This is a genomic window from Tabrizicola soli, from assembly GCF_015999335.1.
Taxonomy (GTDB): domain Bacteria; phylum Pseudomonadota; class Alphaproteobacteria; order Rhodobacterales; family Rhodobacteraceae; genus Tabrizicola; species Tabrizicola soli.
The window spans coordinates 1-21,457 of record NZ_JAEACP010000030.1 but is presented as its reverse complement, the minus strand read 5'-3'; the positions used below and the strand labels follow the sequence as shown (position 1 = coordinate 21,457).

The following is a 21,457-nucleotide window of genomic DNA, read 5'->3' as shown; positions in this document are numbered from 1 at the left end:
ACAAGCGATGATCCCCGAACTGCCGCTGACGCTGGTGCAGTCGCTGGAACGCCGCCTGGTCACTGCCACCGCGGTCTCGGTCTCGCCCTTCACCGGCACTGCCGAGCTGCAGGACTGGAGCGGGGAATGGTGGGACTATGCGATCGAACTGGCGCGCACGACGGGGCGCGACGGGCGCCGCCTCTCGGCCTTCCTCGCCGCCCTTGGCGGCCCGCGCGGAAGGTTCCTCTTCCGCGATCCGACGATCCGGCAGCCGGGAAGCACGCTTGCCCCCGTCGTCGCGGGCGGCTTCCAGAGCGGGGGGATGCTGATGACCGCGGGCTGGCCACCCTTCACGACCCCGCTTCAGGCCGGGGATTTCTTCTCGCTCGGGACCGATGCCGAGACCCGGCTCTATCAGCTGACAGCGGATGTGGTGACGGACGAAGCGGGCATGGCGACGCTTGCCTTCGTGCCGCGGCTCCGAACCCCGCCCGAGGATGGCTCGACCCTCCAGATCGCCGCCCCGGCCGTGGTCCTGCGGCTGACCGCGCCGGTCCCGACCCGGATCGGCCGAGCGGACACGTTCCTCTTCACCCTGACTGCCCGGGAGGCGCTATGAGCCGCGATCTGACCCCCGACTTTGCCCTGGCCCTCGCCGAGCGCGATCTCCGGCCGGTGATCTTCTTCGAGGGGCACTTCGCCTCCGGGCCCCTTCGGCTCTGGTCGGGTCTGGGCGAGATCGGCTGGGCCGGGGAGTCCTGGTCGGGCGCGGGCGCGCTTCTTGGCCTCGGCGCCATCGAGGAGACCTCCGAGGTGGTGGCGGGTGGCACTTCGGTCTCGCTCTCCGGCATTCCGCCGCATCTGGTGCAGCTTGCCATCGCGGAGGCGCGCCAAGGACTGCCGGGCCGGGTCTGGCTCGGGCTTCTGACCCCCGAGGGCGGGATCATCGCCGATCCAGTCCTGGCCTTCGCCGGGCGCCTCGATGTGCCCGAGATCACCGATGACGCGGAGAGCTGCCGGATCACCATCAGCTACGAATCCCGCCTGATCGATCTCAACACCGCCCGCAGCTGGCGCTACACCCATGAAAGCCAGCAGGCGCTCTACCCCGGCGATCTCGGCTTCGAATATGTCGCCGCGATCCAGGATCGGGAGATCACCTGGGGGCGGGGATGACCACCTTCCCACATGGACGAGGTTCGACCATGATCGGGATGGTGTTCGGCCGCCAGGGGGCCCGTAGGCAATGATGCTTCTGACGACCGAAAATCCTGTCTTCGTGACCTATATGATCGCGGCATCGCTGATGATCCTGAAGATCATGGGGCAAGGCTGGATGACGGTTTACCGCATGATGAAAAGCGGCGCGGGGCTGGCAAGTCCGGAAGATCTGCGCCCCGGCCCCCTGAACCGGTCGCCACGTGCCGAGCAGCTCGAGCCGAACGACTATGTCGAACGATCGCGGCGCATGCATCGCAATGATCTGGAAAACATCCCCGCGTTCCTGGCGGCCGGTCTCCTGTTCGTCGCCACCGATCCCTCCGGGATCCTGGCCTCCGTCCTGATGTACGGCTTTGTCGTCGCGCGTCTTCTTCATGCCCTGGCCTATGCCACCCGGCAGAGCCACGAGATCAGGGCAACCTTCTATTCGGCAGGCTCATTGATCGTCATCTATATGGCGGTCCATGTCCTGATCACCGTTCTGTGGTAATCGATCCGTCCATCGTCTGACCGACGCCCAGTTCGCCCAGAACGGCTGTGCGATGTAACGGTCGGTTACTTGCCAGCCATCACGGACTCGTTGGCGTCAGCGTCACGACATCGGTCACCGTCCGGCAGGAATTGGGGATGCCGTCCACGCATCCGGTCGTTGTCTGCTCGAGGCGCACGGTGCCGTCGGGCTGTGGCGCCGCCGTGTAGCTGCCCGTCCCGGTCCCGGTGACGCCGCTCCCGGAGAGCGTGTAGGTCACGCTGCCCGAGCCCATGTCGGCCGGGCTGTAGGTGAAGACGGCCGTGCCGCCCTGGAAGGTGCCGTTCAGTTCAAACGGTGCGTCCAGCGCAGCCACCGTTCCGGTGATGTCGACACCGGGGCCACCGCCCACGGTGCCACCCTTGGCCGTCCAGCCCTTCGGGCAGAGGCTGTCGAGCAGTTGCCGCGCAATCTCGGGCGAGAGGTCCAGGAGATCGGCTTCAGGGGCGGAGCCGGAGAGGCTCTTGATCACCTGACCCTCGGGATGGGAGCGCATCTCGACGACATAGCTTGCCTGCCCACCCTCATTGCTGATCGTTCCCGTGACCATGATCGAGGGGTCGATCAGCTGGCCCGGTTTGATCCGGGTTGCGGGGTCGAATTCCTCGCGCTGCTGCAGGTCGATCTCGGCCTGAAGGTCTTTGCGCCGCTTCCATTCCACGAAAAAGGCCGGGCAGTCGGCGAAGGCGCCATTCGTGTCCAGCATCTGCACGGCGTCGGTGAGGATGAGGTCGCCAAAGCCTGGGGCGAGCGCCTGGGTCTCCGCATCACCGGTTCCGGTGAACTCTCCGATGGCAATCGCGGTGGTGCCTTCGGGGGCGGGAACCTGCGCGAGGACCGGGGCTGCAATCGAAAGGGACAGCACGAGCACGGACAGTCTGACCACGGCAACCTCCCGGCGGAACGACGGATCCGGGTGAAGCCTAGCTTGCGCGCCCGGGAACGCAAAGCGGATCCTCGTTGACCGGGATTTGACCACCATCTTCTTGAGGACGACCGATGTCTGACCGTCTTCCCGGCTGGGAGTTGCGCCTCGCCGCGGCCATTGACGCCGCGCGCGACCAGCCCTTTGGCTGGGGCGTGCATGACTGCGCGATCTGGGCATTTGACCTGCGCAGGGATCTCACGGGCGGTGACGACGTCGTGGCGCTCTGGCGCGGGCGCTACCGGACCGCGCGCGGGGCGCAGCGCGTGATGCGGCGGCTCGGCTGGTCCTCGCTCGAAGCCGCAGGGCGCGACCTTCTCGGTGACCCGCTGCCCTCGGTGCATCTGGCCCAACGCGGCGATCTGGTGCTGGCCGACACCGGTCTCGGCTTCGGCATCTGCCTTGGCGCGCGGGCCGCGGGGATCGCGCCCGGGAAGGGACCCGACGACCCCGGCGGCCTGATCCTCGTCCCAATGGCGGCCTGCCGTCTGGCCTGGCGCGTCTGACCCGACGCGCGGCACTGGCCTCACTCCCTAAAGAAAGTCCGACCTCGATGCCCTTCATCGTCTCTGCCGTCACGGCGATTGCCGGGGCGATCTCCGGCGTGCTGGCCGCGGGCGGCATTGGCGCGGCGCTGGTGCGGCTCGGCGGCACGCTCCTTCTCTCCTATGCCTCTCAGGCGCTGATGCCGAAGCCGAAGGTGGCGTTGCAGGCGCGGAGCGTGACAGTCCGCGAGCCGGTGATGCCGCGCGACCTCGTCTATGGCCGGGCGAGGAAGGGCGGGGTGATCACCTTCCTGCATGCCTCGGGGTCGAAGGACCAGTATCTGCACCTGGTGATCGTGCTGGCCGCGCATCGGGTGAAGTCGATCGGGGCGGTCTGGTTCGACGGCGAGATGGCCGTCACCGCGGGCGGAACCGTGCAGGGCCGCTGGGCGGGGAAGAGCACCCTCGAGAAACGCCTCGGCACCGAGGACCAGGCGTCCTTCGCGGGCCTCATGGAGAATGTGCCGGCAAAATGGACCGCGGCGCATCGGCTGGCGGGCTGCGCCGCGCTCTATCTGCGGCTCACCTATGATCCGGATGCCTTTCCGGGCGGGATTCCGAACATCACCGTCGACATCGAGGGCAAGGATGACGTCCTCGATCCCCGCAGCGGCACCCGCGGCTATTCCGAGAATCCCGCGCTCTGCCTTGCCGATTATCTTGCCCATCCCGCCTATGGTCTCGGGGCCGGGATCGGTGCGGCAGACGGGGTCGAGCGCGCAAGCCTGATCGAGGCCGCAAACATCTGCGACGAGATTGTCCACCTCGCCTCCGGTGGGGTGGAACGGCGCTACAGCTGCAATGGCGTGGTCTCGCTGGCCGAGACCCCAAAGACCATCATCGAGGGGCTCCTCTCCGCCATGGCCGGTCGGGTGGCCGTGCAGGGCGGCAGCTGGCGGATCCATGCCGGTGCGTATCGGTTGCCCGAGGTCACGCTCGGCGCCGACGACGTGCGCGCGGGCGGGCTGGTGCTTGCCACCCGGGTGAGCCAGTCGGAGAACTTCAACGCCGTGCGCGGCCAGTTCGTCAGCCCGGAGAACGACTGGCAACCTGATGACTTCCCGGCCTATGCGAGCGAGGCCTACCTTGCCGAGGATGGCGGCGAGCGGAAGTGGCGCGATATCTCGCTGCCGTTCACCATCTCGGCCGCGACGGCGCAGCGCCTGGCGAAGATCGAGCTCGAGCGCGCCCGGCGCCAGATGACGGTGAAGCTGGCGGGGAAGCTCGCCGCCTGGCGGGCTGGCGTGGGCGAGACGGTCATGCTCTCCTATGCCCGCTGGGGCTTTGCCGCCAAGCCCTTCGAGGTCCAGGGGGTCAGCCTCGATCTGACCGCCTCCGGTGATGGCGCGCTCCTGCTGCCGGAACTCGTGCTCCGCGAGACCTCGCCGCTGGTTTATGACTGGACCGCCTCGGAAGAGGCGATCTATGCCGCGGCCCCGCGCACCACGCTGCCGGGGCCTGCCGATGTCCCCGCACCCGGCACGCCGCATCTCGCCGAAGAGATGTACGAGACCCGGGGCGGCACCGGGGTCCGGACCCTGATCCGCGTCATCTGGATCGAAGCGCCGTCCGACTTCGTGCGCGACTACCAGGTCCGGGCGCGGCGGATCCTTGATCGGGACGGGGTTCCGACCGGCGAGGGCTGGATCACGCTTGGCCGTACCGACCAGCCCGCCTGGGAAATCCGTGACGTGAAGCCCGGGCGCTGGGAGGTGGCGGTGAAATCGCTCTCGGTGATCGGGGTCTCATCGCCTTACGTCAGCGCCGAGATCGAGATCCTCGGGCTGACCGCGCCCCCGGCCGCGCTCGAGAGCTTGACGATCCAGACCGCCGGCGGGCTCGCCATCCTCAAATGGCTCCCCTCGGCCGATCTCGATGTGCGGATCGGCGGGCGCATCGTGATCCGCCATTCCGGTGCCCTGACCGCGACCTGGGCCACCTCGACCAGCATGGATGAGGTGGCGGGCTCAGATGCCGTGGCCCTCGTGCCGCTGAAGCCCGGAACCTATCTCCTGCGCGCCCGGGACAACTCCGGCAATCTCGGCCCCGTCGCCAGCGTCGCGACCAAGGGGGCGCAGGTCCTGCCCTTTGCCCCGGTGATGAGCCTCGCCGCCGATCCCGCCTGGATCGGCGACATGGTCAATGTCGTGGTCGATGGCGCCGCGCTGAAGCTTGTCGACATCGGCCTCGAGGGCAGCTTCACCTTCCCGGCCGGGATGGACTTCGGCGCTCTCAAGCGGGTGCGGCTGCGCTCGGAGATCGATGTCGCCGCCCTGAACCTTGGCGGGATCTTCGATGACCGGTTGGCGCCGATCGACAGCTGGCTCGATGTCGATGACACCGACGGCGCCGAGATCGATGTCGTGGTCGAGGCGCGGGTGACCGACGACGATCCGGCCGGGGCGCCGGTCTGGTCGGACTGGTCACGGCTTGATTCTTCCGAGGACGAGGTCCGGGCGGTGGAGCTGCGCGCCCGGCTGACCTCGGCCAGCCCCGATTACAACGTTCTCGTCGCGAAGCTCCGCATCCATGCGGAAGAGGTGCCCTGATGGTCGACTACAACCTTGCCAACCACTCCGGCGCGCAGTTCCGCGCCGAACTGAACCTGATCCTCGCCGCCCTCCAGTCCTGCGCCTTCGGGGCGACACCGCCCCCGACGACCACGGCCGGGCAGATCTGGGTCGATGCCGCGGGGGCAAGCCCGGTGGTGAAGGTCCGCAATGCCCTGAACACCGGCTGGATCGCGGTGGGTAGCCTGGCCGCGGCTGGCTTCGAACTGGCAGGCACGTCGGAGGCCGGGCGGGCGCTGATCGCGGCCGCAACGGTGGCGGCGCAGCGCACGGCGCTCGGTCTTGGCGCCGGGGCCACGCTGGCGCTCGCGAGCCAGGCCGAGGCGCAGGCCGGGACCGACAACGCGACGCTGATGACGCCGCTCCGGGTGGCCGAGGCGATCGCAGCGCTGGTCACCGGGGTCTCGAACCTCCTGCCCGATGCGATGGCGCCGACAGTTGCCGCCGACATCGTGGTCCTGAAGCATTGCTCCGGCGGCGGCACCCTGCCCATCTCCTACGACAAATCCGGCAACGGGACCAGCTATGCCTTCCTCGCCGGAGAAACCGGGATCACCGCCACCCGGGGCTGCGCTTTGCGGGTGGCCTTCGAACAGGCCCGGGGTGGCACGACGGCCACGCAATATGCCGCTGTGGTCCGCGATGGCGTGGTGCTGCAGGAATGGACCACCTCCAGCACCTCCTGGGCCGCCCGCAGCATCGACGTGACCTTGGCCACGGGCCAGACGCTCTGCATCCGCCTCGGAGCAACAGGCGGAACAACGGACGTCGGCAACACCACCGTCAACACCACCGGCCAATCGCTCATCCGAAACGTCCGCTACCTCGCGGACCAGCGCTCTCTGATCGGGATCTGATCCATGCAAGCCGAATGGCGCAATGCCGAACGCACGATCCTCGCCCTCATCGACGACAGCGGCCATGTCGTGATCGTCGAGCCCGGCCATCCGCTCTGGCTAGATGCCTCCGCCCGGGCCGACATCCTGCCCTTCACCCCACCCGTGGTGCCGGAGCCGCCCCCCGAGGATCCCCGCGCCGCGATCCCGCCGCTGACCCGGCGCCAGCTCTTCATCGCGCTGCACCGGCTGGGGCTGATCACCGCCGAGGAGGCCGTGGGTGCGGCCGCCACTGGCGCCGTGCCGGCCGCCCTCGAGCCCACCTTCGCCGCCCTGCCGGAGCCAGACCAGACCGATGCCCGCGTCACCTTTGCGGCCTTCCAGCTGGCCTACCGGCTCGATCCCCTGACCGCGATGATCGCCGCGGCGGCGGGGAAGACCGAGGCAGAGCTCGACGCGATCTGGACCGGCTTCGCCGGGGTCTGATCGCGCGCGTCCTCGCGCGAGTGCCGGATCGAGGCTCGTCGACCCGGCCTCGCGACCATCCAGAACGACCAGTGAGCCCGCCCCGGAGGCGGGCTTTTGCATGCGCTGAGACCCATGAAGGAAACCGAACTCATGACGACAGACACGCGCGAACCGATCCGCGACCTTCAGCGTGCGCTGGAGCGCCTCGGCCATTCTCCCGGCCCCGTCGACGGCCTTTGGGGGCCACGCACCGCCCGCGCCCTGAAATCCCTGCTGGCCGCCAATGGTCGCGCGGCAATCTTGTCGACGCCCGAACCCTTGCCATGGATTGCCGAGGCGAAGACTGCCCTCGGTCGTCATGAACTCCGCGACCGGTCCTGGCTCATGGCTTGGCTGAAACGCGATGGCCGCAGCCTTGGCGATCCCGCGAAGAACCCCTGGTGCGGCGACTTCGTCGAAACCTGCATCCGCGTCGCACTGCCGGACGAGCCGCTTCTCGGGGCCTTGGGCAGCAATCCCTACTGGGCGCGGAACTGGCTCCTCTTCGGCCAAGAGGTGTCCCCGATCCCGGGTGCGGTCCTGGTGTTCGCCCGCGGCTCAGGCGGCCATGTCGGCTTCGCCATGGGCCAGGATGGCACGCATTTCCACGTCCTCGGCGGCAACCAGTCCGATGCCGTCACCGTCGCCCGAATCGCGAAGTCCCGACTCCTCGGCGCGCGCTGGCCCGCGACCGTCCCACCCCGCATCGAGACTCTGCCGCAAATGAAGCCCGGCGGATTCCTGACCTCCACCAATGAAGCCTGAAGAGGAGTATTCCCATGCTGAAACCTGCCATCCTGGCGTTGATCCGCCAGATCCTGACCGTCGCGGGCACCGCCCTCGTCGCCAAGGGCTACATCGACGCCTCCCAGGTCGAACCGGTGATCGGCGCGATCCTCACCATCGGCTCCGCCGTCTGGTCCGTCGCAGACAAGCGGGGCAATGCATAGAGCTATGAGGCGGACGGTTCGATCGAGGGACAGGCTCGCCGCGCGCAAGACATGTGCGTTGCCCAAACGTCAGGTTTTCCTGACGCAGCGTAGTGAAGTATCGACAACACAGGGATGCCCGCGTACAAGGGACGGGCATCAAGAGAGGACACCGTCCTCACCAACCTGCCCAACCCGGCAAGGTGGTCGCCCGAAAGGGGATGCGGCCGAACCGGCAACGAAGGGGTTGGCTCCATCAAATGCGACCATTTTGCCCTCTATGGAGAGTGCGAAATGTTGAACAGACGTCGTTTCATGGCCGCATCCGCAGCGATGGCCCTTTCATCCCTGCTGCCTTCCACATCCTTTGCCATGCTCCCTCTGAAAGCAAGACTGCGGCCACGCCGCATCTTCGCAAGAAAGGAGGCTTCGGGTTCCTGGCTTCTCTTCAGCGACGCGCCTTTTGAGCCGCGGAAGGTTGTCCGCCACGATGTCATCGAACGCAGTTTCGGCGCGGGCGCATACAACACCCTCTCCCAGCGCGACCATTGGGAGATGATCGAAGCGGGATGGTTCTCGGGCGACGACCTCCATCTACCTGTGCCGCTGGGCGACGACACCTACCTTGTGTGGCGGTCTTATTATCATCCCGTGACCGAAGCTCATGACCTGCTGACGGATATCTTTGCCGACAAATATGGAATGATGCGATGGGGCACGCTGCTGCCGAATGGCATTGCCTTGGGCGAGCACCCCTGCACGCCCCGCTACGCCACGGCACGGGCCGCCACGGACCGCGATCTGATCCGGACCAAGTTCGACCTCGAGGCGCTGGGCGGATTGGTCCAGCTGGTCCTTCCGGACGAACTGATGCCTCAGCTCGCCGAATATGATGACCCTGAGATGATGGAAGACCTGATGTGGCGGACGCATCATCGGAGCATCCCGAGCAACCCGAGCTTTTACCAGCGCGCGGCGGAAGCGGCGCGGCAGAAGGCGATGGCCAGTACCCAAGCGTCGTAAATGCATGCGGGCGGTTTGCGATCGCTAAAACGATCGATCGCGGAGGAACTGAGGGGTTAAACACTTGTGACTTGCGCGGGCATGATTGACGCTCGCGCGAATGTTGCTTTGATGCTCAAGATCCTCCGCGGCGTGATCAGCAAAGCTGGAGGAACCGCAAAACGCGCGCAGCTGATTGTGCCGTTTCCTGAACAATTGTCGACCCATTGCCGCAAGTACCAGTGAGGCGCCGGAGCAGAAAGCAGAGAACCCCTGCGGAAGTTGACAGATCGAGATGATCTCAATAGATTGAAATTCCTTTACCGGATGGAGTCGTCGCCCCCGCACAAGCTCACCCTTCGCACATTTGAAACGCATATAGCCGCCTTCGGGCGCTTTCCGTTGCGTGGTCACTCGAAGGAGAATGTGATGCTTGAAGACGGTGATATCCCCCTGGAGGGAATCTACACCGACCAATGGCTTTGGAGCAGGCCTGCGAAGGTCTGGTGGCAAAGGGAAGTGATGCTCGCCTTCCCCAAGGCCGAAGATCGGGTTCCCATTCTGGGCGCGCTGGAAAACACGATGATCGCCTGCGGAACCGCGACGCTCTACTACCACCTGGAGAGGATCGCTGAGCAATGGGTCAAGTTCGAGTCCGCCGATGACGACGAGGTCATCTACGTCAACGTGGAATTGGGGGCGCCTATGATCGTTGACGTCCCTGACGAACTGCTCCCCTCGCGATCTTCTGAGGATCAATAAGCTCAAGATGTGGGGCCAACCTGGCCCCACGCCATTCGGAACAGCGCGAAGAGGCCAGTAGGGCGGCTGCTAGAGCCGACTGTGAGTGCGCGAGAGTTTGGCGTGCTTCGGATTTACGCAATGGTCTTGCGCTTCCTGCAAGTAGATGCTCAGGGTAGAATAATCGGCCCCAATCGCGCGCGAGGTGGTCCAATCAGGTCCACGAAGGCCGGTAGCACGGTGCAATGGTTTCCGTCTGCCAAAGCAAGCGTCCATACGTGGAATGTCTTGCATACGTCACCCAGCTTGTTGCGACGGAAAGCGATGGCCTGGATCGTCGACATCATGATCTGGGCCACCCGGATGCCGTTCGGATCGCCGTCGAGGAGGAAGATGTTGATCGAGCGGGGCTTCATGCAAGCGGTGTAGAAGAAAACATTATCAACGAGTTGCCGCTCCTTCTTGCAGGTAGGTCACCTCAAAAGCCTTCACTTGCCTGTATCGCTGATGCCTGTTGGCCGGGCTGAACCCGTTGTTCAAGTCCGCCCGCTGGAACACGTCGAGTCCCCGGTCGAGCAGAATCTTCCAGCCAGTGTTCGTCACGAGATGCCGGGCGTGGATCGTGCTCGTTGCATCAAAGGCCCAGGTGAACTCCACGCCAAGTGGGGAAATCCCGTCCCGGATCTGCTCGAGATAGCCTGTCTGGCGCTCGAGGTCGTCCGGGTCTGGAGTGGTGATGAGCCGGAACTGGACGTCCTCTCCGTCCGGCTTGCGCAGCGCTACGACCTCGAGAAGTTCCATAAGATTGCGCATCTGATGATAGACCCGGATGTAGGGGTCCGTAAGGGTGATCTCCGCCGCCCCGTCAAGCCATGGTCCCAGAAGCGCGTCGAAGCTGATCCCCTTCTGATTCTCCGCGAAGGTGACGTGACCGGGCGCGGGTCCGCGCGGGACGTCCGGCTCTGCCGAGGAGGGCGGGTTGCGGCCCTCCAGGAAATCCCGGACCGGCGTAGAGGCAGGCGCGCCAGAACTTGGGTGAGTCGGGTCCGGCTCGATCACCGCGCCGCCCATCTCCTCGACGCTCCGGCGGTGATACCAGCGCGGGTGCTCCCGCTCCTCGAGAGTCTGTACCTTCGTCACTCGACCCGTCTTGTCGGTGAAGCTGAACTCGACCTCCGGGTAGGTGCTATCGATCCGCATCAACTGGTCCTTGACGCGTTTCCGCCCTTCTATCGCGAGGGTCAGCAGCTCCCGGATTTCCTCCGGGGTCGCGCCCCCGTCCGGGAAGAGGAGCTTCATTAGGCCGGAGAAGGTCTTCTGCACCCCGTCCCGGTCTCGGGTCGAGATGGAAGCGTCCAATGTGAACAAGTCCCTGTAGTCCAAGGACCGATCCTGCCCGCGTAGGTGGCGAAGCACTTCCGCGAGGTAGTCTACGATGAAACCGTAGCCGGTCGCGAACATCTCTCCCCGGATCACGTCGATCTCCCAGCCTGGCAGGTAAGCGTGGAGCCGGTCGATGAAGGCGCTATCGTAATACTTCTCGGGTAGTTCCTCGAACAGGTCGGTGTGCTTGAGCATGTACGCGACGGAGTGCTTGGTGTTCCCGATGAACGCCATCGACGCTTCCGCCCCGAGCGTCTCGACCCCACGCGAGAAGGACTTGTTCGCCAGGTAGTTCTTCATGATGTCGACAAGCGCCTTGTCGACCTTCTTCTGCCTACCGGCGAACTCGTCGAAGGCAATCGTGTCCCAGTAGCCAACGAGCCCGATCTTCCCGCTCGCGTTGCTCACGAACAGCTTCGGGACGGTCACCTCGCCCCCGGAGATCAGGATCCCGTGCGGGGAGAACTCGGAGAAGATATGCGACTTGCCGGTCCCTTTTGGACCAAGCTCGATCAGGTTGTAGTTCCTCTCCACATAGGGGATCAGCCGTAGCAGCTGGAGGAGCTTGCTGCGCCGGCCGAACGCGTCCGGGTTGAATCCGATTGTCTGGATCAGGAGGTCGATCCACTCCTCCGTCGTGAACTTCGCCCGCCCGGCTAGGTACGCGTCGAAGTCGAAGCTCGACATCTGGATCGGCTTCAGTCCCGCTAGAACCCAAGGGACCGAGTTCGCCTCCTCTTTATGGTCATACTCGAGGTCTGCGATCGACCAGACCCCGGAAACGAGCATCTTCTGGTTCTTCTTGACCGTGTCGCTGTCCACCAGGACCTTCTTGATCCCAAGGTTGGCAAAACTGGCCTCATAGGCGTCTGTTTTCTCGTTCAGCGCGACCGAGACCTTGTCGATCACCTTCCCGCGCCCCTTCTCCCGGATGTTCGACCGGATCAGACCTGCTTCGTTCCGGTGCACATAGTGCCGATGCAGGATCTCCTTCACGGTCTCAATGCCGGTCTGAATCGAGGCCTCGTCATCGGTGGCGCAGTACTGGCCGAGCAGATATTCCAACACATAGGTCGGCACGATCGCGTTGCCCTTGACCGCCTTCACCAGGTCCTTTCGGACCACAAAGCCCGCGAAATGCTCGTTGATCTTGGCGTCGAGGTCACTCATCCGCAGGCTCCTCAGAAATCAAAGTCGGTTGTCATGCCACGCCGCAGCTGGAAGCGGTGGGTGGCATAATCTTCGTAATGGCTTGTCTTTCCGACCCGTTCACGCAGCTTCAGGATGACATCCTGATTGTTGAAGCGATCGGCTTCGCGCGAAAGAAGGAACTTGCGCGGCATTTCCCGTTCGCGGGCGTTTTCGGATCGGAAATCGAATAGCAGCGTGTATTCGTCCGAGATCAGTGTGCCGTCGGTCGCGTATATGCCCGCCAGAAGTTCCCGAGGCCGCATCTTCTCCGAGACGGGCTGGGTCTGATAGAGCGTAACCGCTGTCTGGCCCGAGGAGATCAGGCTGCGGCCCGAGACGAAGATCTGCACGTCGACCTGGCCCACATCCGTCTCGCGCTGCTTGCCGACCCGGATGACCGGAATGACCACTTCCTGCAAGCTGGCGCCCCCATGAACGAAACGGCTGCCGGCTCCCTTCACGCGCATGCGGTTGATCGAATTCGGGATCAAGACATCCAGGCCGCCAGAAAGGCCCAGTCCAGCTGCACCAAAGTGCTTCATGCCTGGTGTGGGCGCGAGGCCGCGCCCAATAACAAAACGCCGGTTGCGAAAGAGGATCTCGGCGCCCTGCGGGTCAGCGATGGCGAAATCACTCTCGTCGAGAGAGCGATGCTGAAAAAGGAATCCGTGGTCTGCTGTGATGAGAATGTTCGAGAAGTTGGCCGAAGTCAGCTTGCGGACAAGTTTTGTCAGATCTTCAATGGCATCCTCGGCCGCCTCGGGCAGCTTGTCTTCTGTTTGCAGCTTGTCGCCGATGGCGTCGATGCGGTTGTGGTAGACGTAGACGATGTGGTGGTCGCGGAAGAGCGCCTTCCCATCCTCGGTGCGCATGTTCATCACGTCTTCGGATTTCAGCGCCTTGGCGCTATCACCCTTGCGCCCCGCGGCGAGTAGCTTCTCGCGCGCTGCAAGACCCTTGGTGTTCTCCCCGTCCGAGATGACATCGCCGCTCCCGTCCTCAGCCAGGGCGAGGGCGCTGTGCGGGAGGAGCGCTGCCATGCCGAGCTGGGTGTAGCTGGGCAGCGAACTGATCATGGGCTTCAGCTCGGCGTCGAAGCGATCCAGAGCGCGGATCCGGCGTAGGCATTCCTCGCCCACCTCGAAGCGGAGCGCGTCCGAAATGATCACGGCGACCTTCTGGTCCTTGCGCCGGTACTCGGCGGCCTGCTCCTGATAGAAGCCAGCTTGCGATGCGAAGCCGGGGATCTTCCACTCGCTGAGGGCAGAGATCTGATCCTGCCAAGCATCGTTCAGGGCCAGGACGAAGCTGTTTGTGTAGCGGTTCTCGACAGACCAATAGAGGTCGGCCAGCAGCGAGGCCTGACCGCTTTTCTGCATGTGGTAGATGAACTTGCGGTAGAGCTGATCGAGCCGAAACCAGCTGGTCACATAGCGTTGCACGCCCTCTGCGGGGCTGGTCATCCCGAGGTTCGCCTCTGCGAGCGCCTGCTGGAACTCGGTGGCGTAACCGATGGCCTGATAGATATCCGCGTAGGTCGGATACCAATGGCTCTGCCGCCGCTCGCGCACCCAGTTCAGCACTTCCGGCGCGCTGACTGACTGCGCGGCCATGGAGCGGACGATCTCGCGGATGATCTGCCGGTCGATCTCCTCGAAATGATCGACAGCCACCAAGGTGCGGAAGTCGCGCCTTTCCAGATCAGAGGGGATCTTCAGCAGGTCCTGATACCGGGCCGACAGGGTCTCGAAGGCCTCCGACCAATGGCGATTGTTCTTCCACCGGCGGAAGACCAGCAGCGCCTCGGCGTTCAACGCCCCGTCCTCTCCGAGGGCGCGGGCATAGGCCGACTGGAACAGCGCGATGGCGAAGTCCTCGAAATCGGGCTCTTCGGGCTTATAACCATAGGCTTGGCTGACCTGCTTCCAGAAGAAATCGTTCAGCCCCGAGCGCTCGATCAGCCGCAGGGCGTCGTCCTTGCCCGCCGCCAGCTCGCCCAGCAGCGCCTCGATCAACGTGTCCAGCCCGCCCTCGGCGCCTGCGCAAACGGCCAGCATCCGCAGGCGCATCTGGGTCTGGGTGTCGGACGCCTGCATCAGCCGCCTCAGCGCCTCGACGCGGGTCTTGGCGCGGAAGAACTCGATGTGCGCGCGCACCACGTTCTCGAACTGCAGCGGCAGGCCCAGCTCGGCTAGCCAGATCGCCGCCTGGTCGGCTTTGAACACGGCAGAGGCCAGCTGCAGGTCCAAGAGCCAGTTGTCCACCATCTCGGGCTCGGGCCCGTCCTTGAACAGCAGGAACCGGCCCTTGGGCTCCTGCCGCAGGATCCGGTACTTCAGCCCGAACTCGTTGTTCGCGATTTCCAGCTTGATCACGCCGGGCAGATCGACTGCGTCGAACTCCGCCCGCATGTCGCAGTCGGCGTCATACCAGAAGACGATCCGGTGATCCTCGAACAAAGGCCGCAGGCTGGCGGCGATGCGGTCAGTCATCCGCCTCCTCCAGCCCCTTGATCGGCTTCAGCGCTGCGCCGAACTTCGGATAGTTCCGCTTCACCCCGTCATCCAGGTCGATCTCGATCTTCGCCTGCGCCAGCGGGAAGATGACCTCGCGCTCCCATTCCTCCAGCTCGGCGATCTGCTTGATGACCGTGGCCACGTCCTTCAGCGCGCGGGTGCGCTGGGTCTGGGTGGCGGCAGGATCGTCGGAGAGCTTCTCCAGCCGCGCGCGCTCGGCTTCCAGCTTGCGGATGAACTCGCGCAGGTAATCGTTCAGCAGGACCGAGATGGTGTCGGGCCGGTAGCGGTGCATGTAGATCAGCGCCTGGAATGTGCCCCTGGGGCTGGAGAACATCCAGTAGATCGGGCGTTTCCTGTAGCGCTTCACGTGATCGTCGTAGAACCCCTTGGTGAAGTACTTCCGGATGTCGCCGATCTGCGCCTCGATGAAGGCGAGGTTCTCGCGGAAATGCGCATCGCCGAAGTTCTCGCGCAGGAACTTGCGGAAACGCTCCACGATGTCGTCGGGGAACCAGTCGGCATCCAGCACGGGGATGACGTTGTCCTCGTCGGGCAGGAAGCTCGGCTCCGGCACGCGGGACAGGTAATCAGAAAGCCGCTCGCCCTGGTTGGCGAGGATTAGGCCCGGCGCGTCGAGGCTGTAGCGGCCGAACATGCAGCCCACGGCGTAGGACAGGAACTCGGCCATGGTGTCGGCGCGCAGGCGGGTTTCGCGGACATCATCGGAGCCCTTCACGCCATAGCGATAGGCGGGGTTGCAGGTGAGGGTGATTTCCTCGATCGGCACCTCGTGGGTAAGCTCGTCTTGCAGACCATAAGCATCAATGAAGATGCGGTTGTTCTCTTCCTCCAGCCTCTGCATCTCGTCCGTCATGCCCTGCCAGTGGGCGCGCAGGCGGGCATAGGTGGTCTCCAGCGTTCCGGCCCGGTGATCGGGCGAGAGCAGGGGGAGCGTGGTGAAATCCCAAGAGGTTTCGTAGGCGTCCCAGTCAGACTGAGCATACTGGACAAGCGAAGAGGTGTTGTTTTCTATCGCTGTGCGATGTGCTGCCGTGATTTTTGCCCAAGGCAAGCGTCCCACTGGCCCCTGATTATAGTCCATCGTGGGCGCGAGCAATTTAAGGAAGAAGTTTGAGCTTGAAGAGTTCAGCAGCGCAGTCAGGAGGCCGAGATCTTTGTCCTCAATCGGCTTGGCCATGGGCCCCTTTGCGTCATAAACGAAGCCACCTCGGCAAATCCGCGCGTTGAAGGATCCAACGGTGAGCGATGTCCATGTCGCCGCCGGGCGAAAATAGTACTCTAGGTTTTGCGGCCTTGATCGAAGCTTCCCGTTGTCATCGAAGAAGTTTCGGATCCGCACCCCGTCGTTTTCCCAATCAACAACGAACTCATGATTGCCGAACCATTTCCTAAATGAGCCTCCTTTATGGTGTGGGAACCAGCGTTTCTTGGAATTCTTGGCCTCAGATCGAGAACTTGCTCCGAAGCAAGCGCGGTCTTTTTCGGTTTCGAACCACTGTCGTAGGAAGCGATCATTGTCGCCTGTGATAAGCCCTTGCCGCGGCTCGGCAAAAGCGGAAAGCGGGTCGTTAATCTCGAATACGTCAAGCGCGCGCGATGAGAGCCAGTAAGCTATCGGTGATCCTGGAACCTTGTGGAAGTCCGTCGAGGAGCCTTGGTGGCGCCAAGCAACCGATTTGTCGCGGATCGCCTCAAGGAAATACTTTGATTGAACGTCGGCCCCCACGAAATCATTCAGGTCAATAAAAACACCCTGCTTGTCCGGTGCCTTTGAATGCTGGACGGTGAACGCGCAAATGGGAACATATGCAGAATCAAAGAAGGCGTGATATTCGGGCCGGACTAGGCTCGTGATGTGATTCTTCTCAGTTAGTAGTTTTCGAATGTCTTCATAAGAACTGATGAACATCCAAGTAAACGGCGTCATCAAGCCAGAAGCGCCTCCGCGGAGCACAATTCCCGATATTCTCTTGATGAACGCGGCAAACAGATCGGAGTTGTATCCGCGATAACTCCCGTAGAGCCACGCTGCCAGCACCTTATTCAGACCTTTGCCGCCGGCATAAGGCGGGTTAGCCACCACCACGTGATACTTCGGCGACAGCGCCTCGGCCATGCGCAGCACGGTCACGACACGCTCTTGCACCTCTTTCAGCAGCAGGTCGCCGCCAAAATCCCGCGCCTCGACCACCCGCAGCGTCTCTGCCGGATCGCGCAGCTTCGGCACGATCAGCGAGCCGAAGTTCTTGGCCTGCTCGAACTGCAGCAGCGTCTCGCGCAACTCATCCGTGAACAGGTCGCGCCCGACCACGGCGGCCACGTCCTGCATCTCGGCCGGCGTGAAACTCACGTTCTGCAGCACGACGATGTCGGGCTTGGCCTCCATCCGCAGGAACCGCCGACGCCCCAGCCGGGCCGCCGCCTTCATCGCCAGCGCAAAGGCTGCCAGCGCGCCCGCGCGGTCGTCAATCTCCACCCCGGTCAGGTTGTTCGCCAGGATCAGCGCCGGGATCTTGTCGGCCTCGTACCCTTCTTCCTCATAGATCGCGTAGAGCAGGTCGAAGGCATAGGTCAGCATGTGCCCCGATCCGCAGGCCGGATCGCAGACCTTGATCTCCTCGGGCTTGCCGATCTTAAGGAAATCCGTCTCGGGCTCTTCCGGCGCGATATAGTAGTCCATCCGCTCAGCCAGTTTTGAACCCGGCCGGTTCAGCAGCCACAGCCGCCCAAGCGAGTTCTCGACCAGGTAGCGCACGATCCAGTGCGGGGTGAAGAGCTGCGTGGCGGCCGGGATGTTCTCGGCCGTGATCTTGACGTTCTTCTTCAGCCCCGCGAAGACCTGATCCTTCTTCTCCGAGATGTAGAACTGGTAGAGCCAGCCGATGATCTCGACATCCTTGCAATCGTCCTCGGGCATGGCGTCGCGCAGGCGGGCGAGGATCGAGGTCTGCGAGAGCAGATCCTCGGGCATCAGCAGTTCGGTGTAGTCGCCCACCTTCTCGAACAGGAAGGGCATGGGCTTGTGCCAGGCGTTGCAAGCATGGACGAGCAGCACGCGATAGGCCTCGCCCTGCGGGTCGCGGCTAGGGCTGCGGCCGTCGAGCAGCGCGGCAATGGTGGCGGGCGCGCCCTCGGGCAGGTTGCCGGCCATCGCCTCGGCCAGGATCTCGGGCCGCGTAGCGTCGCCCTCGGGCGAGACGACCCGGGGGTTGGTGTAGCCGTTCACGTCCATGAAGCGGAGCGCGGTGAAGCGGTTGAACCAGGTGTAGGCGACCTGTTCGATGACCTGCTGCTTGCCGATCTGCGCGATGGCGGCGTCGAGGCTTTTCATCGCCGCGGGGTTCTCGCGCCGGGCGGATGAGGCCGGGTCGACGACAACGGCAAGCTTGGCGGTGACCTGATCGATCAGAAGATTGCGCGCGGATTGCGCGAATTTCTTGAGGGCGTTGGTATCCATCAGACGATCACCTTCTTCCCTGCGGCGATCTCGGCCATCAGGGTCTTGCGCAGTTCATTGACGTATTGGTCGACATCGGCCTCCTCGGCCAGGTAGGGGCGCGGGTAGGCCACCTTGATGTCCGCGGCGTTGACGTAGGAGGGCGGGCGCGGCGCCGGAGCGGGCCGTTCCTTCATGCCGGGATCGGCAGGAGTCGGCGCCGGGGGCTGCGTCATCCGCGCGATGTCCGCCAGCATCTGCTGCATCAGGCTGGACCGCGCGCCGTTGGCCCGGTCGCGAAGGATCGGGATCATCGTCACCGCGTCGAGCCCCGCCTTGTGCGAGGCCACGCTGCGGCAGATCTTGTCCTGCTGTTCGGGGGTGAGGGCCTGGAACTCGGCCGTCTGCGCGACCTTGTCGGCGCATTCGTCGACCGCCGCGATGACCGCCTTGCGTTCCTTCAGGACATCGAGTTCGACCTTGTCCTTCAGGGCGTAGAGGTCGGATTTCAGCGCCTGGATCGCGGTGCCCTTGTAGCAGTCGGGATCGCTGAGAGCCGCGCGCAGCTTTTCCCCGGCGGCGGCATCGACGTAGCCGATGTTGGCCTCCTGCGCCTGCAGGAAGTCGCGGACGTCGTCGTAGATCTCGCGCTGGGCCCCGCCCATGAAGCTGCGGATCTTGTCGAGGATGTCCTCCTTGGCGTTCAGGAGCGCATCTTCCTGATTGACCGGTTCGGTGATGTACCAGGCGGCAGGTTTGCCCACCATGGCGACGACCTGATCCCGCAACGGCTCCAGCGCCGCGACGAACGGGTACTTGTACCGCTCGGTGACGAGCCGGCTCAGTTCGTCCGCCAGCTTGCGGATGCTCTCCGCCCATTCACCGCCGAGAACCCGCGCATCGGAGCCGTCGGCAGGCAGCCCGAACAGTTCCTTGTAGAGGTCCTTCGCCGCGCGGATCTGGGAGGAGGTGAACTCCAGCTGCGGGGTCAGAAGGATATTGCCCAGCGTATGGCTGTTGTTCAGCGCCCGGGCCAGTTCGGCGCCTTCCAGCGGCGTGCCGTCCGACCGGGTCTCGCACTTGCCTTTGCCGGAAAGGCTGGCGGTTAGGCACAGCGTGGCGACCGTCGGCCAGCCGTAGGGCTTCGCCCCGAAGCGTTCGGTCAGATACTTGGCCGAGACCTTCACGCCGTTGCGGGCCTGGCTCTGAATGTGGTTCAGCACATCCTGTTCGGCTTCCGTCAGGCCGGTACCGGCTTCACCAAACAGGGTGGACGTCGGGCTGGCGGCCTTGGCGATGTCTGCCTCGACGTAGTTCACGCCCCTCAGCATCGGCAGGTTCACGTAGACCTTGTCGACAAGCGCCTGGAACGCCTTGACGACGCGGTCCTGAGGATCGTCTCCGCCGATGTCCAACTCATCGCCGCGGACGAAGAGCCGTGCCGCCGCCATGAGTTTCCTCAGCCGAAGCTCCAGATCCTTGGCACGACGGCTGTTCTGCTCGCCCTTTTCCAAGATGATCCGGTCGCGGCCGGGCTGCGGGGACCCGCTGCGCGACTGTCGGATGAACTTATCAGTCTGCCGGAACAAGGTCAGGTCCCGAATGAACCGGACATCCGGCTGCAGCACGATCGCCAACTCCTCGCGCCCCATGTTGCGCATGCGCACGGCATCTGGAGCAGCAGCATCGTCATTGAACGGGCTGATGATGTTGATCGAGAGCTCGTATTCCCGACCCAGCAGATGGTCGTCGAGTTTCCGGCTGAAGGAATACTCAAAGCCCGTGGTCAGGTGCTTGATCTTGCGGTGCCGTAGGATTGTGTCGAAGGCTAGGGTTTCGAGCTCCTTGCTGATCTCGGTCGGATCGACATCCAGCGCCTTGATCTCAGCCTCGACATCCTTCTCTTCATTGGTCAGGAACTCATAGACCTCGCCATTGCGCTGGATGTAGGTCTCGCGCTCGAGACGCGCCAAAGCATCCTCGATCTTGCGACGTTGTCCCGCTTGGTCGGCCTCGAACTCAGACAGCAAAAGAACGCTGATATTGCGGACAGTCGGTTTGAACTCCTTGACATATTTGACAAGGAACAGCGCCTTCAGGACACGAACTGCGAAGGGATCGTCGAGGTTCCGCTCTGCGATCTGGACGGACTGTTGAACGGAGGACTTCAACGCGGTGCGGATCCCCTCGAACATCAAGTCGAAGGTAGCAAGACCCCCGACGGGACGATCGGCAAGGGTTTTAGCCACCTCCTGGAAGACGCCCAGCATCGAGCGTTCGCCCACGGAGCTGTGCTTGCCCTCGAAAGCATTGTGCTGGGAGAGCGACGTGATCGCCATTTGGAAGAGCGTGTACTGATAGGGCGGGAACGGATAGCTCGCCACGAAATGTTCGCGGTCGCGGTAGTTTTTCAGCCGGATCGAGCCGTCGGCGAAGTCGAACAAGGTCTTGAGATTGTTCTCTTCCTTGTCGTGCAGGTTGCCCAGCATGATCTGTGCTGAGTCTGTCTTGGACAGCAGGCGTCGTTGAATGACCTCTGCCACATCCGCCGAGTTCAGGGGCATGCGGATGGCAAAGCGAGCTTGGATCTTTGAGAAGTCGTTCTCCTGCCGGGCCGTCATATCGCCCACGACCTCAGTGATGGCCTGCTGCGCCGTCACGATGATCCATGCCTGTCCCTTGCACTTCGTGTTCAGGCTTTCAGCGATGGTCTGGAGGTTCGTCATCAGCTTGACGTTGTCGGCAATGTACTGGCCGACCTCGTCGACGAAGAAATTCAGCCGGAAGTTGGGCACTTGCCGATCGATCCATGCCTTTACCGTGTTTGCGAAATCCTCAATAGAGACCCGCGTATCTTTTCGGTACTGTGAGAGAATATCCTTGGCATCGGCCGGATCTGTGCCGGTTGCCCGCGCGAATGCCGCAGCGATGTTGCGCCCCTCCAGCAGCGCCTCTTCGCGGCCGCGCGTCTCCCAAGGCTTCCCGGAGAGATCTAGGCTCCAGACCCATTGATTTCGGGCGGTTCGCGTGATTCAGGCCTCGCAAGGAGACCTGACCGATGAGCAACCTCTACTGGCTGTCCGAGGCGCAAATGGAGCGCCTGAAGCCATTCTTTCCGAA

17 protein-coding genes and 1 riboswitch are annotated in these 21,457 nt (G+C 63.7%); of the genes, 11 read left to right on the top strand and 6 right to left on the bottom strand.

From position 1 onward, the window contains the following. The first annotated feature begins 7 nt into the window (after positions 1-7). The 3 genes from I7S92_RS21110 to I7S92_RS21100 all read left to right on the top strand — a co-directional run bounded on the left by I7S92_RS21110 (position 8) and on the right by I7S92_RS21100 (position 1,693). On the top strand, positions 8-601 hold the full coding sequence (locus tag I7S92_RS21110) for a hypothetical protein (protein WP_206761147.1): 594 nt from the start codon (positions 8-10) through the stop codon (positions 599-601). Then, on the top strand, positions 598-1,158 hold the full coding sequence (locus I7S92_RS21105; protein WP_197647486.1) for a hypothetical protein: 561 nt from the start codon (positions 598-600) through the stop codon (positions 1,156-1,158). Before I7S92_RS21110 ends, I7S92_RS21105 begins: the two co-directional genes overlap by 4 nt. 112 nt (positions 1,159-1,270) lie before the next feature. After that, complete coding sequence (locus I7S92_RS21100) at positions 1,271-1,693, top strand: MAPEG family protein (protein WP_242070333.1); 423 nt, start codon at positions 1,271-1,273, stop codon at positions 1,691-1,693. A 79-nt stretch (positions 1,694-1,772) separates the two neighbouring features. Here I7S92_RS21100 and I7S92_RS21095 read toward each other — a convergent pair whose 3' ends face one another. Further along, positions 1,773-2,618 (bottom strand): hypothetical protein, encoded by an 846-nt coding sequence (locus tag I7S92_RS21095; RefSeq protein WP_197647484.1) that lies wholly within the window; start codon positions 2,616-2,618, stop codon positions 1,773-1,775. Positions 2,619-2,731: 113 nt separating this feature from the next. Here I7S92_RS21095 and I7S92_RS21090 point away from each other — a divergent pair, with 113 nt between their 5' ends. The 8 genes from I7S92_RS21090 to I7S92_RS21055 all read left to right on the top strand — a co-directional run bounded on the left by I7S92_RS21090 (position 2,732) and on the right by I7S92_RS21055 (position 9,808). After that, entirely contained in the window at positions 2,732-3,163 is a 432-nt protein-coding gene (locus I7S92_RS21090) for a DUF6950 family protein (RefSeq protein ID WP_197647483.1), read from the top strand. A 47-nt stretch (positions 3,164-3,210) separates the two neighbouring features. Then, on the top strand, positions 3,211-5,751 hold the full coding sequence (locus I7S92_RS21085; protein WP_197647482.1) for a phage tail protein: 2,541 nt from the start codon (positions 3,211-3,213) through the stop codon (positions 5,749-5,751). Then, complete coding sequence (locus I7S92_RS21080; RefSeq protein ID WP_197647481.1) at positions 5,751-6,629, top strand: hypothetical protein; 879 nt, start codon at positions 5,751-5,753, stop codon at positions 6,627-6,629. The genes I7S92_RS21085 and I7S92_RS21080 overlap by 1 nt, the downstream gene beginning before the upstream one ends. Before the next feature lie 3 nt (positions 6,630-6,632). Further along, entirely contained in the window at positions 6,633-7,094 is a 462-nt protein-coding gene (locus I7S92_RS21075; protein ID WP_197647480.1) for a hypothetical protein, read from the top strand. A 132-nt stretch (positions 7,095-7,226) separates the two neighbouring features. Further along, positions 7,227-7,880, top strand: coding sequence for an NlpC/P60 family protein (locus I7S92_RS21070; protein ID WP_197647479.1), 654 nt, complete (start codon positions 7,227-7,229; stop codon positions 7,878-7,880). Positions 7,881-7,894: 14 nt separating this feature from the next. Continuing rightward, positions 7,895-8,065 carry a Pam3-gp28 family putative phage holin gene (locus I7S92_RS21065; protein WP_197647478.1) on the top strand — a complete coding sequence of 57 codons (171 nt, stop codon included), beginning with the start codon at positions 7,895-7,897 and terminating at the stop codon, positions 8,063-8,065. Between the two features lie 130 nt (positions 8,066-8,195). Continuing rightward, positions 8,196-8,297: riboswitch (SAM-I-IV-variant riboswitch) on the top strand. A gap of 41 nt (positions 8,298-8,338) precedes the next feature. Next, complete coding sequence (locus I7S92_RS21060) at positions 8,339-9,067, top strand: hypothetical protein (RefSeq protein WP_197647477.1); 729 nt, start codon at positions 8,339-8,341, stop codon at positions 9,065-9,067. Positions 9,068-9,355: 288 nt separating this feature from the next. Continuing rightward, positions 9,356-9,808, top strand: a complete 453-nt coding sequence (locus I7S92_RS21055) for a hypothetical protein (RefSeq protein ID WP_197647476.1) — start codon at positions 9,356-9,358, stop codon at positions 9,806-9,808. A 149-nt stretch (positions 9,809-9,957) separates the two neighbouring features. On the opposite strand, the gene I7S92_RS23265 is transcribed toward I7S92_RS21055, so the two are convergent. From I7S92_RS23265 to brxC, 5 genes are read right to left on the bottom strand one after another with little or no spacing between them, the layout of a single operon-like run. Then, positions 9,958-10,203: a hypothetical protein gene (locus I7S92_RS23265; protein ID WP_242070332.1), complete on the bottom strand. Its 246-nt coding sequence runs from the start codon at positions 10,201-10,203 to the stop codon at positions 9,958-9,960. A 25-nt stretch (positions 10,204-10,228) separates the two neighbouring features. Further along, complete coding sequence (brxL, locus tag I7S92_RS21045; protein ID WP_197647475.1) at positions 10,229-12,340, bottom strand: BREX system Lon protease-like protein BrxL; 2,112 nt, start codon at positions 12,338-12,340, stop codon at positions 10,229-10,231. Between the two features lie 11 nt (positions 12,341-12,351). Beyond that, a complete protein-coding gene (gene pglZ / locus I7S92_RS21040) occupies positions 12,352-14,853 on the bottom strand; it encodes a BREX-1 system phosphatase PglZ type A (protein ID WP_197647474.1) in 2,502 nt (833 codons plus the stop codon). Further along, positions 14,846-18,358: a BREX-1 system adenine-specific DNA-methyltransferase PglX gene (gene pglX / locus I7S92_RS21035; RefSeq protein ID WP_197647473.1), complete on the bottom strand. Its 3,513-nt coding sequence runs from the start codon at positions 18,356-18,358 to the stop codon at positions 14,846-14,848. Before pglX ends, pglZ begins: the two co-directional genes overlap by 8 nt. Then, the gene (gene brxC / locus I7S92_RS21030; RefSeq protein ID WP_435532924.1) at positions 18,358-21,267 is read right to left on the bottom strand and encodes a BREX system P-loop protein BrxC; all 2,910 of its coding nucleotides are present in this window, start codon (positions 21,265-21,267) and stop codon (positions 18,358-18,360) included. Before brxC ends, pglX begins: the two co-directional genes overlap by 1 nt. Positions 21,268-21,457: the final 190 nt, after the last annotated feature.

Excerpts from the sequence above, each read along its gene's own strand:
- I7S92_RS21080 (WP_197647481.1), top strand. The coding sequence starts at position 5,751 with ATGGTCGACTACAACCTTGCCAACCACTCCGGCGCGCAGTTCCGCGCC.
- I7S92_RS21110 (WP_206761147.1), top strand. The coding sequence starts at position 8 with ATGATCCCCGAACTGCCGCTGACGCTGGTGCAGTCGCTGGAACGCCGC.
- I7S92_RS21090 (WP_197647483.1), top strand. The coding sequence starts at position 2,732 with ATGTCTGACCGTCTTCCCGGCTGGGAGTTGCGCCTCGCCGCGGCCATT.
- I7S92_RS21105 (WP_197647486.1), top strand. The coding sequence starts at position 598 with ATGAGCCGCGATCTGACCCCCGACTTTGCCCTGGCCCTCGCCGAGCGC.
- I7S92_RS21060 (WP_197647477.1), top strand. The coding sequence starts at position 8,339 with ATGTTGAACAGACGTCGTTTCATGGCCGCATCCGCAGCGATGGCCCTT.
- brxL (WP_197647475.1), bottom strand. The coding sequence starts at position 12,340 with ATGAGTGACCTCGACGCCAAGATCAACGAGCATTTCGCGGGCTTTGTG.
- I7S92_RS21085 (WP_197647482.1), top strand. The coding sequence starts at position 3,211 with ATGCCCTTCATCGTCTCTGCCGTCACGGCGATTGCCGGGGCGATCTCC.
- I7S92_RS23265 (WP_242070332.1), bottom strand. The coding sequence starts at position 10,203 with ATGAAGCCCCGCTCGATCAACATCTTCCTCCTCGACGGCGATCCGAAC.
- I7S92_RS21070 (WP_197647479.1), top strand. The coding sequence starts at position 7,227 with ATGACGACAGACACGCGCGAACCGATCCGCGACCTTCAGCGTGCGCTG.
- pglZ (WP_197647474.1), bottom strand. The coding sequence starts at position 14,853 with ATGACTGACCGCATCGCCGCCAGCCTGCGGCCTTTGTTCGAGGATCAC.
- I7S92_RS21075 (WP_197647480.1), top strand. The coding sequence starts at position 6,633 with ATGCAAGCCGAATGGCGCAATGCCGAACGCACGATCCTCGCCCTCATC.
- pglX (WP_197647473.1), bottom strand. The coding sequence starts at position 18,358 with ATGGATACCAACGCCCTCAAGAAATTCGCGCAATCCGCGCGCAATCTT.
- I7S92_RS21100 (WP_242070333.1), top strand. The coding sequence starts at position 1,271 with ATGATCGCGGCATCGCTGATGATCCTGAAGATCATGGGGCAAGGCTGG.
- I7S92_RS21065 (WP_197647478.1), top strand. The coding sequence starts at position 7,895 with ATGCTGAAACCTGCCATCCTGGCGTTGATCCGCCAGATCCTGACCGTC.